The organism is Amycolatopsis sp. NPDC043887 (genome assembly GCF_056435665.1).
Map to the genome: position 1 here is coordinate 847,623 of NZ_JBWKEB010000001.1, position 12,757 is coordinate 860,379.

Below are 12,757 nucleotides of genomic sequence, written 5' to 3' on the forward strand. Positions count from 1 at the left end.
CCGCAGATTGAAAATTGCCCGGCATCGCTCGCTTCTATCGAGAGGCGGATCCATGGTGAAGAGGACGCGGGCCGAAGCGGCCGCGAGCGGCAGGCCCGAGGACGAACGGCTCGGGATCGGCAGGAGTTTCACTTACGGCATCCAGCACGTCCTGACGATGTACGGCGGGATCATCGCGCCGCCCCTGATCATCGGCGGCGCCGCGGGCGTCTCGACCGCCGAGATCGGGCTGCTCGTCGCGTCGTGCCTGTTCATCGGTGGCCTGGCGACGATCCTGCAGTCGTTCGGCATCCCGTTCTTCGGCTCCCGGCTGCCGCTGGTCCAGGGCACTTCCTTCGCGGGCGCGGCGACGATGACCGCGATCGTGGCCGACGGCGGGCTGCCCGCCGTGTTCGGCTCGGTGATCGCGTCCGCGGTGCTCGGCCTGCTCATCACGCCGGTGTTCTCCCGGCTGGTGAAGTACTTCCCGCCGGTGGTCACCGGGACGGTGATCACGGTGATCGGGCTCAGCCTGATGCCGGTCGCGGCCCAGTGGGCGATGGGCGACAACACCAAGGCGCCGGAGTTCGGCTCGGTCTCCAACATCGGGCTGGCCGCGATGACGCTGGCGATCGTGCTGCTGCTCAGCAAGGTCGCCGTCCCGGCCATCTCCCGGCTCTCGATCCTCCTGTCGATCGTGGTCGGCACCGTGCTGGCCGCCGTGCTGGGCAAGGCCGATTTCTCCCAGGTCTGGGACGGCCCGATCTTCGCGGTGCCGACCCCGTTCGGCTTCGGCGCGCCGACCTTCGACATCGCCGCGATCGTGTCGATGTTCATCGTCGTGCTGGTGACCCTCACCGAGACCACGGCCGACATGCTCGCGGTGGGGGAGATCGTCGGCACGCGGGTCGGCAAACGCCGGATCGGCGACGGGCTGCGCGCCGACATGGCGTCCTCGGCGGTCGCGCCGGTCTTCAACGGGTTCATGCAGAGCGCGTTCGCCCAGAACGTCGGTCTCGTCGCGATCACCGGCGTCCGGAGCCGGTTCGTGGTGACCGCCGGCGGCGTGATCCTGCTGGTCCTCGGCATGCTCCCGGTGCTCGGCCGGGTGGTCGCCGCGATCCCGTACCCGGTGCTGGGCGGCGCCGGTCTCGTGCTGTTCGGCACGGTGGCGGCGTCCGGTATCAAGACGCTGTCCAAAGTGGACTACAACGGGAACATGAACCTGGTGATCGTCGCGGCCTCCGTCGGGCTGGGCATGGTCCCGATCGCGGCGCCGGAGTTCTACCACCACTTCCCGGCGTGGGTCGGCACGATCTTCCACTCGGGGATCAGCTCCGCCGCGCTCATGGCCGTCGTGCTGAACCTGCTGTTCAACCACCTGAAGCCGGCCAAGGCGGGCAGCGACCCGTCGGTGTTCGCGACCGCGACCAGGGTGATCGACTACTCCGACCTCAAGGCCTTCTCGCGGCTCAAGGACGGCGACAAGATCGTCGACGGCAAGATCGTGGACGCCGAGGGCAAGCCGGTCCAGGTGCGCGACGAGGACGGCAGGCCCGTCCCCTACCGGATCGGGTCCGAGCCGGAAGAGCACTGAATCCGGCCGCCGGATGGCTCGCCGAAGGTGATCCTGACCTGGGGGTCTACAGAAATTTGGGACGGCGACGTGTGCGACGCGGCAAGACCTGCGACAATGGACGGCGAGATCGGGGCATCGAATGGGCTCAGACTCGCTATGAAGAGCAGGTAAAAAAGTATGGCTCAGGGCAGCGTTAAGTGGTTCAACGGCGAAAAGGGCTTCGGCTTCATCGCTCAGGACGACGGCGGACCGGACGTTTTCGTGCACTACTCGGAGATCCAGGGCAGCGGTTTCAAGTCCCTGGACGAAGGGCAGCGCGTCGAGTTCGAGATCGGCCAAGGTCAGAAGGGCCCGCAGGCCCAGCGCGTCGTCGCCATCTGACTTTCTTCACGCCGAAGGCCTCCATCCGTACCGGGTGGGGGCCTTCGGGCGTTTCGGGACCCGATATCGTCGATGCATGCTTGTGATCGTTCGTGAGCACCCGTGCGGCCGGACGCGGTGAGCCGCTCCGCCCTGGAGCCCGAGCAGGTCGGGCGGAAGGTGCGGTTGCGCGAGGTCGGGCTGGGGGATCGCCGGGTCCTGATGGGCTTCGACCGTGACATGGCCCGCGAGGCGACACCGCTGCTCGGCGGCGGGCACCGGCACTGGGCCTCGCACCGCTCGGGGTCCTCGGGCGACGACATCCACTTCGGCATCGAGACGGTGCGCGGCCGGATGCTGGTCGGTTCGGTGTGCACCATCGGCGCCGACCCGGTGACCGGCCGGTTCGGCTACGGCATCGGGATCGCCCCGCGCCACCAGCGCTGCGGGTACGCCACGGACGCCATCACCGTCCTCCTGGCGCATATGTTCGGGCAACGCGGCTTCCGCAAATGCGAGGTCAGCGTGTACGGCGGCAACCTGGCGTCGCTTTCCCTGCACGGCGGTCTCGGCTTCCGCGAGGAAGGCAGGCTGCGCGACACCGAGGTCGTGCGCGGCGAGATCAAGTATCTCGTGCGGATGGGCATCACCGCCGAAGAATTCGCCGCGCGCCCCGTCGACAGCCTCGCCGGCCTCGGCAGGCGTGGACAGCACCGGCGGCCCCGGCGCGGCAAGCACTGGCGCACACCCGCCGCGATCAGCGGCTGATCATCCCGGATTCGTAGGCGAAGACGACGGCCTGGACGCGGTCGCGGAGGCCGAGCTTCGTGAGGATGCGGCCGACGTGGGTCTTCACCGTGCCCGGCGAGAGGAACAGCAGCTCGGCGATCTCGGCGTTGGACAGGCCGCGTGCCAGCTGCTGGAGCACCTCGTGTTCGCGGCCGGTGAGCAGGGCGAGCCGGTCGTCCGGCGGCGACACGGGCAGGCCGGTGACGACCCGGTCGAGCAGCCGCCGGGTGACGGTGGGCGCGAGGGTCGCCTCGCCCGCGGCGACCACCCGGACCCCGGCGAGCAGATCCGGCGCCAGCGCGTCCTTCAGCAGGAAGCCGCTGGCCCCCGCCTGGAGCGCGGCGTAGACGTATTCGTCCAGGTCGAACGTGGTCAGCACCAGGACGCGGGCGCGCTGAGCCGCGGCGATCGCGGCGGTGGCCTCGACGCCGTCCATCTCGGGCATCCGGATGTCCATGAGCACGACGTCGGGATCGAGTTCCGCCACCAGTGCGACGGCCTCCGCGCCGTCGCCCGCCTCGCCGACGACGTCGATGTCGTCCGCGTTGTCCAGGATCATCCGCAGGCCGGTGCGCACGAGCGCCTGGTCGTCGGCGATGACCACCCGGATCGTCATGACGGCAGGGTCGCGCGGACGGCGAAGCCGCGCTCCGCCCGCGGACCCGCGTCGAAGGTGCCGCCCAGTACGTTCACCCGTTCCCGCATCCCTTCGAGGCCGTGCCCGGTGCCGGACGGCGCTTCCGCCGCGACGCCGTCGTCGGTCACCTCGATCTCCAGCGTCCCCGGCCCGTACCGCATCACGATAGTCACCGACGCGTCCGGACCGGCGTGTTTCAGCACGTTCGTCAGCGACTCCTGCACGATCCGGTAGGCCGCCAGGTCCACTGTGGACGGAAGTGGCCGGGGTTCCCCTTCGACGCGGAACTCGACCGGCGTGCCCGCCGCCCGGATGTCGGCGGCCAGCCGCGGCAGGCGCTCCGCACCGGGCCGGGGCTCCCAGTCCGGCTCGTCCTGGCCGAGCGCGCCGAGCAGCCGCCGGATCTCGCTCAACGCGGTCCGCCCGGTGTCGACGATGGCGTCCAGCGCCTCCCGCGATCGTTCGGGCCGCCGGTCCAGTTCCGCCTGGGCGCCCTGCGCCTGCAGGACCACCACGGAAAGCGCGTGGGCGACGACATCGTGCAGTTCGCGGCTGATGCGGCCGCGTTCGGCGGCCACGGCCAGCGCGGCCTGGGTGTCGCGCTCGCGTTCGAGATCGGCGGCCCGCTGCTCCAGCACCGACAGGCGGATCCGGCGCTGCCGCGTGTTCAGCCCGGCGAGCCACGCTACGCCGAGCGAAAGGCCGATGGCCGGAAAACCGCCCCAGTCCTGCACTTGGTGGTCGTCGGTGTCGGCCGGTGCCAGCCGATCGATGATGATGAGTCGCGGTGGCGTCGGGCCCGGGGTCCGCGTGTTCGCTTCGGAGGCATAGAAAGCCCACGCGCCGGCAACGGCCAACCCCGCCGCCAGCAGGGCGACGGAACTCCGTCGCGACCCCCAGGCCGCGACGGAGAAGAGGCCGATCAGCGCCACGACGTCGACGGGTTTGAGGTCGTTGCCCAACGCCAGATGCAAGAGCGAGGCCGTGCCCCCGGCCGCGAAGGTGATCGTGGGATTCCGGTGCCGGACGAGCAAAGAAGCCAAGGCCACCAAGGAGACCAGCCACCACTCGAAGCCTTCCGGGTCGTCTGCTGAGACCACAGTGGACAGTCCGATGAGGATGGTCAGGCCGCGGTCGACGGCTCTCGGGTGATTCCGGAGGAAGGCCAGCACCAGCCGAGCGTAATCGGAGGAACGGGCGGCGCGGATCCCTCTCGCGGCAGACCTCGGGATACGACCTGCGGCAGACGCGCGAATACGGCGCCGGGCTCCAGCCTGGACGCAGGAAGATCCTCGACAGAAACGGAAACCTCATGAGACGGCTTCTCGTCGCGCTGACCGCCCTCGCCGGCATGGTGTCCTTGGCGAGCCCGGCCGCGGCGGCCCCACGCTTGACGCTGCCGCCGCCGACCGGCTCGCATCCCGTCGGCTCCACCGACCTGCATCTCGTCGACCGCTCGCGCCAGGACCCCTGGGTGCCGTCCGGGCCGCGCGAGCTGATGGTGTCGATGTTCTACCCCGCGCTGGTGCCGATCGGCCCGAAACGGCCCTACCTCACGTTGGCCGAGGCCAAGGCGTTCCTGACCGAATCGGGCCTGCCCGACATCGACCCCGCCCTGGTGGCCGGGACCCGGACCGGCGCCAGGGTCGACGCGCCCCCGCTGCCGGGGAAGCACGCGCTCGTCGTCCTGTCGCCGGGATTCGGCAAACCGCGTACGACGCTCACCGGGCTCGCGGAGGAGTTGGCGAGCAAAGGGTTCGTCGTCGCGCTGATCGGCCACAACCACGAGTCCCACGGCACCGCCTTCCCCGACGGGCGCGTCACCGAATGTGCCGCGTGCGGGTCCGAGTCGACACTGCTCCCGCCGATCCGCTCCGCGGACGCCTCCTTCGTCCTCGACACGCTGACCAGGCCTTCGTCGCGCTGGGCCCGGCTGATCGACCGGACGCGCATCGGCATGGCGGGCCATTCGATCGGCGGGTATAGCACGCCGGCCGCGATGGTCGACGACCGGCGGATCCGCGCGGGCGCCGACCTGGACGGCAGGCTGTGGTCGCCGATCCCCGCGTCCGGGATCGACCGGCCGTTCCTGCTGCTCGGCCGCGAAAGCGAGTACACCCCGGCCGGCCCGGACACCACGTGGGCGGGCAGCTGGCCGAACCTCACCGGCTGGAAGCGCTGGATCAGCGTCGCGGCGGCGGGGCACGCGTCCTTCACCGACGTCGGCGTACTCGGTGAGCAGCTCGGCCTGAGCCAGCTCGGTCTGCTCGGCGGCGAGCGCGGCATGGCGCTGACCAGGGCGTACGTCTCCGCGTTCTTCGACAAGAACCTGCGCGGCGGACATCAGCCGCTGCTGGACGGGCCGGTGCCGGGCAACCCCGAGATCAAGTTCTGGAACTAGCCGAGGAAGGTCCCGGTGAGGCTCTCGGAGAGCTTCCAGAGCCGCGCGGCCTCACCGGGATCGATCGCGTACGGGCGCACTCCGACCCACTCGCCCTCTTCGGGGGCGATCTCGGCGATGTCGCAGTCCTCGCAGTAGAGCCCGCCCATCCCGTCGAGCCGCGGTGACGTCGCCGCCCAGACCTGGGTCGCCGCGCCCTGCTCCGGCGTTTTGAAATCCGGGTCGGCCAGGTTGCCGTGCTCGTCGATCCAGCCGCGCTCGACCATCTCGTCCTGCCGCAGATGCCGCTGCAGGGGCGTGAGGATGGCGCCCGGATGCAGGCTGAACGCGCGGATCCCGTGGTCGGCGCCGAGCGTGTCCAGCCGCACCGCGAACAGCACGTTCGCCGTCTTGGCCTGGCCGTACGCGAGCCAGCGGTCGTAGCCGCGCTCGAACTGGACGTCGTCCCAGCGCATCGGCGAGGAATGGTGACCGGAGGAGGACACCGTGACGACGCGGGCGCCGCCGTCCGCCTTCAGCGCGGGCCAGAGACGGCTCACCAGGGCGTGGTGGCCGAGGTGACAGATCGCGAAATGCGACTCCCAGCCGTGGCCGACCCGCCGTTCCGGCGCGGCCATGATCCCGGCGTTCGCGATCAGCAGGTCGACCGGACGCCCGGTGCCGAGGAACCGCCGGGCGAAGGCCTCGACGCTCGCCAAGTCGGCGAGGTCGAGCTCGTCGACCTCGGTACCGGAGATCCCGGCGAGCGCGGCCTCGGCGTCGGCCGGACGGCGCGCGGGGACGACCACCTGCGCGCCGGCGTTCGCGAGCGCGCGCGTGGTTTCCAGGCCAAGGCCCGAATAGCCGCCGGTGACGACGGCGAGCTTGCCCGAAAGGTCGATCCCGTCCAGTACTTCCCCGGCGGTGCTGCGCGCGCCGAAGCCGGAGCCGATCTTGTGCTGTGAAGTGGTCATGCGGCGGACGCTAGGAGCTAGAGGGCCCTCTAGGTCAACCGCTATCGTCGCCGGCGTGACGGAACTCGCGATCGGCCAGGTCACCGCCCGGACGGGCCTCAGCGTGCACGCGCTTCGCTTCTACGAGAAGGAAGGACTGCTCGCGGCGGCGGTGAAACGGGACGCGAACGGCCGCCGCGTGTACACCGAACAGGACGTCGACTGGCTGGTGAACTGCACGAAGTTCCGGGCGTCCGGGATGCCGCTCGCCACCATCCGCGAATTCGCCGAACTCGTCCGGCAAGGACCGGGAAACGAGGAAGAGCGGCTGGAGCTGCTGCGGGAACACCAGAACACCGTCCGGGACCGGATCGCCGAACTGGCCGATTGCCTGGAGCTGATCAGCCGGAAGGTCGAGGTCTACGAGGAGCATGTCGCGCGGGGGACGGCGGACGGTCTTTGGCGATAGGGGACGGGACGCCGGTCAACATCGCCGTCGAAGGGGATCACGCGTACATCCGCACGTATGACGCGGCGTGGAAGGCCAAGCGCATGCGGAACGATCCGCGGATCGAGATCGCCCCTTCGACGTTCCGCGGCATCCCGACCGGCGAGGCCGTGAGCGGACGGGTTCGCCTGCTCGACGGTGACGAGGCACGGCACGCGGCCGATCGCCTGGCCAGGAAGCATCGGCTCCTGCATGGCTTCCTCGTCCCGCTCCTGCACCGGCTGAAGAAGTACAGGACGCTCCACTACGAAGTACGACTCGAATAGAGTCCACAATGGACAGACACTGCCACCCGATCGGTGCAACGTTTCGCCTGGCGATGGGCAGGAGCGGCTCCTAAGCTTTGCCGCTCGTGACCTGCGAGGTGAGACGATGAGGTCGTTCGGCGCGGTGGATCCGATCAAGCTCGCGCTCGCCGGGCTCACCACGATGGCCCTCGGGATGGCGGCGGCGCTCAACGCCGACGCGCTGCCGGTGATCGGCGGCGGCATCACCTATTCCGCCGAGTTCTCCGACGCGGGCGGACTGCGCGCGGACAACGACGTCCGGATCGCCGGGGTCAAGGTCGGCAAGGTGTCCGAGATCGGCCTCGAAGGCGATCGCGTGCTCGTCTCCTTCCGGGTGAAGGACGCGTGGGTCGGCGACGCCACGAGCGCGTCCATTCGGATCAAGAACGTCCTGGGGCAGAAGTACTTGGCGCTCGACCCGCGCGGCGAAGCGATCCTCGACCCCGGTGACCCCATTCCGCTGCGGCGGACCACCGCGCCGTATGACGTCCTTGAAGCGTTTCGGGATTTGTCGAAAACCGTCGACGCCATCGATGTCGGCCAGCTCGCGAAAAGCTTCGACACGATTTCGGCGACCTTCGCCGATACGCCTGCCGACGTCCGCTCCGCGCTGGACGGGATCTCGAAGCTCTCCGGCACCATCGCCTCCCGCGACCGGCAACTCCGGACACTGCTCGCGAACACCCGGCAGGTGTCGCAGACCCTCGTCGACCGCGACACCGAGGTCCAGCGGTTGATCCAGGACGGCAACGCGCTGCTGCGCGCGATCTCCACCCGGCAGCAGGCGATCAAGGATCTGCTCGACGGATCGAAACGGCTCGCGACCGCGCTCGACGGCATCATCGCCGACAACGACGGGCAGCTCGGGCCGGTGCTCGAACAACTCGACCGGCTGACGTCGATGCTCCAGCGCAACCAGGATTCGCTGGCCAGGGGGATCGCCGCGTTCGCGCCGGCGATCCGGGTGCTCACCAACGTCGCGGGCAACGGGCGCTGGATCGACGGCTACCTGTGCGGGCTGGTCCTGCCCACGTTCGGGCCGCTCAACGAAAAGGGCTGTTTCGACTCGTGAGTGGTAAGGACGGTTCTAACCGTCCTTACCACTCACGACCCCCACGCTCACCGCCGCTCTTTCGTCCGCCGCAACCAGTACAGCCCGATCACCGGCAGCACCAGCGGGATGAAGAGGTAGCCCTGGCCGTAAACCGACCATACGGTGGCGTGCGGGAAGGCCTCGCGGTCGAAGAGGCTGAACGTGCCGACGGTCAGCACGCCGAGCAGCTCGACGGCGCAGGCGATCAACGCGACCCGCCACCAGCCCGCGCCGCGGCGGGCCAGCGCGATGGTGGCCAGGAGGTACACGACGGCCGCGAACGCGGAGAGGGCGTAGGCCAGCGGGGCTTCGTGGAACTTGGTGCTGATCTGCACGGCGGCGCGTGAGGTCGCCGCCAGCGCGAAGATCGCGTACACGGCGACCAGGATCCGTCCTGGGCCGGAGGCCTTGTCCACCGTCTTCTCCTCGGTCTCTTCACGCACTGGCGCCCGCCCACACCTCGTGCAGCCGGAGCACCATCACCGGGATCGCGAGGCACGCGATGCCGAGGATCACGGTGCTCGACCGGGTGCGCTCGGCCAGCGCCCAGAACGTCCCGAGCGGGAGCACGACCAGGCAGCCGATCAGGTAGGCGAGATAGGTGGCCATGCTGCCGGGGCTGCCGCCGCCGATCAGCAGTACGACACCGATCACGAGCTGGGCCATCAGCAGGAGTTCGACCACGGCGAGGCCGCCGAGCAGTGCGTTGTCGGGCAGCTTCCCGCGTGCGGCCTGGACGAAACTCCACGCCGCGACCAGCGTCGCGCAGATCGCGACGGTCACCGCGAAGCCTGTGATCACGTCGGCCTCCTTACCAGCTCCACCGGCGACAACGTACCTCCGGGCGGATCATCGCCGACGGGCGACCGGTGGGGTGCGTGGCGGGCGCCACGGCGGGCTCAGTGGTCCAGACCTCGGGTGAATAGATCACGAAACGCGTTCGGTTGGCGCACCGTCAATTCGGTCGCGCGTTATTGCGTTGGCCACCTGGACCAGGGATTACGCCGCTGGTTCGTTCCTGTTACACACCGACCGGGTGGTTTAAATGCGAGTTGATCTCACGCTGGGTACCCCTACCATTCGGTAGATTTCGAATTCACGTCCCTGAACAGCCCATCCGAACCCCCGATATGGCGGATTGGCCGTTCGGGATCCGGCAGGTGGAATATTCTCCATCGCGATGGTGCACATGGCCCATCCGATTGGTGCCAAGGAGGGGGCGCTCGAATGGACGTCCGGTACGAAGCGTATTGCTTCGCCGATCCGCTGTTCTTCGATGAGCAGCGGGAAACCGGGGACGCCGCCGACGATTTCGCCTCCCTGTTGCCCGCTCCCGAGGTCGGCTGGCGCACCGGAGTGCGCGGAGTGTGGCGGCTGTTGCACCCGATTGCACGAAATCTTCCCTTGCAGGGCTGGAAAATCCACGTTTCAGCAGGTTTGGCCAATGCCGAGCGGGTGCTCGTGAAGGTGCACGAGCATTGTGTCGAGCACGACGTGTCCTACAAGCATCTGCGCTCGCGGAGCACGCTGCTCGCGAGGAATTCAAAATACGCTCCGCGTGACGGAAGCGGTAAGTTACTGACTCTTTATCCGGCTGACAACAACGAGCTGGAACGAGTTCTCGCCGAGTTGTCGGCGAAGCTCGACGGCGAACCGGGGGCGTACATTCTCAGTGATCTCCGGTATGGTGCCGGGCCGCTCTACGTCCGCTACGGCGGATTCGCCGAGCAATGGGTCGAACTCGACGGCAAGCGGGTCCTCGCGGTGCGCAAACCGGACGGCACCCTGGTCCCGGACAAACGCGAGCCGACCTTCTCCGTACCCGACTGGGTGACGATTCCGGAGTTCCTCGCGCCTCATCTCGCAGCTCGCAAGAGCGGCAAAGCGGATCAGTTCCCTTACCAGGTGAAAAGCTCGCTGCACTTCTCCAACGGCGGCGGCGTGTACCTCGCCGACCGGAAGACCGACGGCGAACGGGTGGTCCTCAAGGAGGCCAGGCCGTTCGCCGGCCTGGACCGCGACGAGGTCGACGCCGTCGAACGTCTCCGCCGCGAGCACGAGGTGCTGGAGCGGTTGAAAGGTATCGACGGCATCCCCGCCACCTACGACCGCTTCACCGTCTGGGAGCACCACTTCCTGGCGATGGAGTACATGCCCGGCGTTTCGCTGGGCAACTGGCTCGCCCGCAACTACCCGCTCACCAGGCGCGACACCACCGAGGCCGACATCGCCGCGTACACCGAACGCGCGCTGGCGCTGGTCCGGCGGGTGGAGGCGATGGTCGGTGAGGTGCACGGCCGCGGGATCGTCTTCGGCGACCTGCACTCGCTGAACATCCTGGTCGACAGGGAGGACGGGGAAGACAAGACGGTCTCGCTGATCGACTTCGAGATGGCGTCCGACGTCGAAAGCGGCACGCGGCCCGCCCTCGGCGCGCCCGGCTTCCGCGCTCCGCGCGACCGGAAGGGCTTCGAGGTCGACGAGTACGCGCTCGCCGTCCTGAAGCTGTGGATCTTCCTGCCGCTCACCACGCTTCTCGAGCTCGCCCCGGCGAAGCTGCGCGGGCTCGCGGACTTCGTCCAGCAGCGCTTCGACGTCCCGGAGGGTTACGCCGACTCGATCGTCGCCGAGCTCGCACCCCGGAACGTCCCGCCGCTGACGAGCGCGACCGAGCTGGACCAGGACAAGCCGAACTGGGTGCTGGTGCGCAAGCAGATCACCGAGGCGATCCTCGCCAGCGCGACCCCCGAGCGCACCGACCGGCTCTTCCCCGGCGACATCGAGCAGTTCCGTGTCGGCGGAGCGTGCTTCGGTTACGGCGCGGCCGGCGTCCTCTACGCACTGAAAACGGCCTGCGGCGAGCGCCACCGGGAGCACGAGCGCTGGCTGCTGGACTCGATCCGCCGCGAACCACCGGGACGTCCGGGGTTCTACGACGGCTCGTACGGGATCGCGTACGTCCTCGAAGAACTCGGGTACCGGGACGAGGCCACCAAGCTGCTGTCGGCGTCGGCGACGCTGGTCGAGCAGACCACCGACCACGGTCTGGAAGGCGGCCTGTCCGGTATCGGGCTCACCCAGCTGCACTTCGCGGTGTCCCGCAAGGACAACGAGTTCGGCAGGCAGGCGCTCGCCACCGCCGTCCGGCTCGCCGAAGCGCTCGAAACGGCCGACCCGCCCGGCGACTTCGGCAGGGCCGGGCTGCTCAACGGCTGGTCCGGTCCGGCGCTGCTGTTCGTGCGGCTGTTCGAGCGCACCCGCGAAGAGGGCTGGCTGTCCTTCGCCGACCAGGCGCTGGAGCGGGACATCGAGGAGTGCGTCGAGTCCGACGACGGCTCGCTGCAGGTCCGCGACGGCGAGACCCGGACGTTGCCCTACGCCGGTGTCGGCAGCGCCGGGATCCTCATGGCCGCCGAAGAACTGGCGAAGTACCGTCCCGGCGCGAAGGCGTTGAAGAGCCTTCCCGGCCTGCGTGAAGCGTGCCGCGGCGAGTTCGTCATCCATCCCGGGCTGCTGTTCGGCCGGGGCGGGCTGATGACCGCGCTGGCCATGGGCGCCGAACCGGACCAGCGCGTCCGCGACGCCATCGACCTGCATCTTTCCCGGCTGGCCTGGTACGCGGTGCCGTACAAGGGCGGCCTGGCGTTCCCCGGCAACCAGCTGCTGCGGCTGTCGATGGACGTCGTCACCGGCGGCGCGGGCGTCCTGCTCGCCTTGGCCGCCACCCTGGACGGGAAGGCCGCACTGCCTTTCCTGTCCTCTCGAACTGCTGTCCAGTGAGGACGGCGGACCAAAGAGATAACGAGTGAAAGGGAACACCATGGAACTGGTTCTCGACCTGCAGGCCCTGGAAACCCCCGAGGTCCTCGAGGGCGGCGGCGGTGGCAGCCACGGCGGCGCGAGCAACCTCAGCCTGCTGGCCTCCTGCGCCAACAGCACCGTCAGCCTGCTGACCTGCCACTGAGTCACGGCTGACCACTGACGGCGCGGGAGCGGCACAGGCCAAGTGCGCCGCTCCCGCGCTTTCATTTTGCCGTCTGGTTCATCTCGTTGGGATCACGTTGTAAGGAGTGGGATGCGGAGCCGGTCGGGTGGGTCGTGGGGGGGGGGTTGGGGTGGGGAACCAACCCCCCCCCCCCACCCCCCCCCCCCCCACCCTCCGACTCTCCCCTAGAAAAACCCCCACCCAAAA

At 69.1% G+C, this 12,757-nt stretch carries 14 protein-coding genes; 9 read left to right on the plus strand and 5 right to left on the minus strand.

Translation table 11 applies throughout. From position 1 onward, the window contains the following. Window positions 1–52: 52 nt before the first annotated feature. The 3 genes from AC069H_RS04145 (at window position 53) to AC069H_RS04155 (ending at window position 2,686) form a co-directional block, all read left to right on the plus strand. Window positions 53–1,576 (plus strand): nucleobase:cation symporter-2 family protein, encoded by a 1,524-nt coding sequence (locus AC069H_RS04145; protein ID WP_478231302.1) that lies wholly within the window; start codon window positions 53–55, stop codon window positions 1,574–1,576. Window positions 1,577–1,735: 159 nt separating this feature from the next. Beyond that, window positions 1,736–1,939, plus strand: coding sequence for a cold-shock protein (locus AC069H_RS04150; RefSeq protein WP_005149851.1), 204 nt, complete (start codon window positions 1,736–1,738; stop codon window positions 1,937–1,939). A 102-nt stretch (window positions 1,940–2,041) separates the two neighbouring features. Then, window positions 2,042–2,686, plus strand: coding sequence for a GNAT family N-acetyltransferase (locus AC069H_RS04155; RefSeq protein WP_478231303.1), 645 nt, complete (start codon window positions 2,042–2,044; stop codon window positions 2,684–2,686). Here AC069H_RS04155 and AC069H_RS04160 read toward each other — a convergent pair. Beyond that, window positions 2,676–3,323 carry a response regulator gene (locus AC069H_RS04160; protein WP_478223610.1) on the minus strand — a complete coding sequence of 216 codons (648 nt, stop codon included), beginning with the start codon at window positions 3,321–3,323 and terminating at the stop codon, window positions 2,676–2,678. The two genes, AC069H_RS04155 and AC069H_RS04160, sit on opposite strands and share 11 nt — an antisense overlap. Further along, complete coding sequence (locus AC069H_RS04165; RefSeq protein ID WP_478231304.1) at window positions 3,320–4,516, minus strand: sensor histidine kinase; 1,197 nt, start codon at window positions 4,514–4,516, stop codon at window positions 3,320–3,322. Before AC069H_RS04165 ends, AC069H_RS04160 begins: the two co-directional genes overlap by 4 nt. 140 nt (window positions 4,517–4,656) lie before the next feature. On the opposite strand from AC069H_RS04165, the gene AC069H_RS04170 reads away from it, so the two are divergent. Continuing rightward, entirely contained in the window at window positions 4,657–5,745 is a 1,089-nt protein-coding gene (locus AC069H_RS04170; protein WP_478231305.1) for an alpha/beta hydrolase family protein, read from the plus strand. Here the strand turns inward: AC069H_RS04170 and AC069H_RS04175 are convergent. After that, window positions 5,742–6,698 carry an SDR family NAD(P)-dependent oxidoreductase gene (locus AC069H_RS04175; protein WP_478231306.1) on the minus strand — a complete coding sequence of 319 codons (957 nt, stop codon included), beginning with the start codon at window positions 6,696–6,698 and terminating at the stop codon, window positions 5,742–5,744. The two genes, AC069H_RS04170 and AC069H_RS04175, sit on opposite strands and share 4 nt — an antisense overlap. Before the next feature lie 55 nt (window positions 6,699–6,753). Between AC069H_RS04175 and AC069H_RS04180 the strand changes: the two genes are divergently transcribed. The 3 genes from AC069H_RS04180 to AC069H_RS04190 all read left to right on the plus strand — a co-directional run bounded on the left by AC069H_RS04180 (window position 6,754) and on the right by AC069H_RS04190 (window position 8,544). Continuing rightward, entirely contained in the window at window positions 6,754–7,146 is a 393-nt protein-coding gene (locus tag AC069H_RS04180; protein ID WP_478231307.1) for a MerR family transcriptional regulator, read from the plus strand. Next, entirely contained in the window at window positions 7,137–7,451 is a 315-nt protein-coding gene (locus AC069H_RS04185) for a PPOX class F420-dependent oxidoreductase (RefSeq protein ID WP_478231309.1), read from the plus strand. The genes AC069H_RS04180 and AC069H_RS04185 overlap by 10 nt, the downstream gene beginning before the upstream one ends. 106 nt (window positions 7,452–7,557) lie before the next feature. Then, on the plus strand, window positions 7,558–8,544 hold the full coding sequence (locus AC069H_RS04190) for an MCE family protein (RefSeq protein ID WP_478231310.1): 987 nt from the start codon (window positions 7,558–7,560) through the stop codon (window positions 8,542–8,544). Between the two features lie 47 nt (window positions 8,545–8,591). Here the strand turns inward: AC069H_RS04190 and AC069H_RS04195 are convergent, their stop codons facing one another. Further along, on the minus strand, window positions 8,592–9,008 hold the full coding sequence (locus AC069H_RS04195) for a hypothetical protein (RefSeq protein WP_478223604.1): 417 nt from the start codon (window positions 9,006–9,008) through the stop codon (window positions 8,592–8,594). Next, complete coding sequence (locus AC069H_RS04200; RefSeq protein ID WP_478231311.1) at window positions 9,001–9,366, minus strand: hypothetical protein; 366 nt, start codon at window positions 9,364–9,366, stop codon at window positions 9,001–9,003. Before AC069H_RS04200 ends, AC069H_RS04195 begins: the two co-directional genes overlap by 8 nt. 426 nt (window positions 9,367–9,792) lie before the next feature. Here AC069H_RS04200 and lanKC point away from each other — a divergent pair, with 426 nt between their 5' ends. Further along, complete coding sequence (gene lanKC / locus AC069H_RS04205; protein WP_478231312.1) at window positions 9,793–12,345, plus strand: class III lanthionine synthetase LanKC; 2,553 nt, start codon at window positions 9,793–9,795, stop codon at window positions 12,343–12,345. 40 nt (window positions 12,346–12,385) lie between these two features. Beyond that, the gene (locus tag AC069H_RS04210; RefSeq protein WP_091598068.1) at window positions 12,386–12,529 is read left to right on the plus strand and encodes a SapB/AmfS family lanthipeptide; all 144 of its coding nucleotides are present in this window, start codon (window positions 12,386–12,388) and stop codon (window positions 12,527–12,529) included. Window positions 12,530–12,757: the final 228 nt, after the last annotated feature.

What these genes read in the sequence shown, in the direction of transcription:
- AC069H_RS04170 (WP_478231305.1), top strand. Translation starts at nt 4,657, where the DNA reads ATGAGACGGCTTCTCGTCGCGCTGACCGCCCTCGCCGGCATGGTGTCC.
- AC069H_RS04145 (WP_478231302.1), top strand. Translation starts at nt 53, where the DNA reads ATGGTGAAGAGGACGCGGGCCGAAGCGGCCGCGAGCGGCAGGCCCGAG.
- lanKC (WP_478231312.1), top strand. Translation starts at nt 9,793, where the DNA reads ATGGACGTCCGGTACGAAGCGTATTGCTTCGCCGATCCGCTGTTCTTC.
- AC069H_RS04190 (WP_478231310.1), top strand. Translation starts at nt 7,558, where the DNA reads ATGAGGTCGTTCGGCGCGGTGGATCCGATCAAGCTCGCGCTCGCCGGG.
- AC069H_RS04150 (WP_005149851.1), top strand. Translation starts at nt 1,736, where the DNA reads ATGGCTCAGGGCAGCGTTAAGTGGTTCAACGGCGAAAAGGGCTTCGGC.
- AC069H_RS04210 (WP_091598068.1), top strand. Translation starts at nt 12,386, where the DNA reads ATGGAACTGGTTCTCGACCTGCAGGCCCTGGAAACCCCCGAGGTCCTC.
- AC069H_RS04160 (WP_478223610.1), bottom strand. Translation starts at nt 3,323, where the DNA reads ATGACGATCCGGGTGGTCATCGCCGACGACCAGGCGCTCGTGCGCACC.
- AC069H_RS04175 (WP_478231306.1), bottom strand. Translation starts at nt 6,698, where the DNA reads ATGACCACTTCACAGCACAAGATCGGCTCCGGCTTCGGCGCGCGCAGC.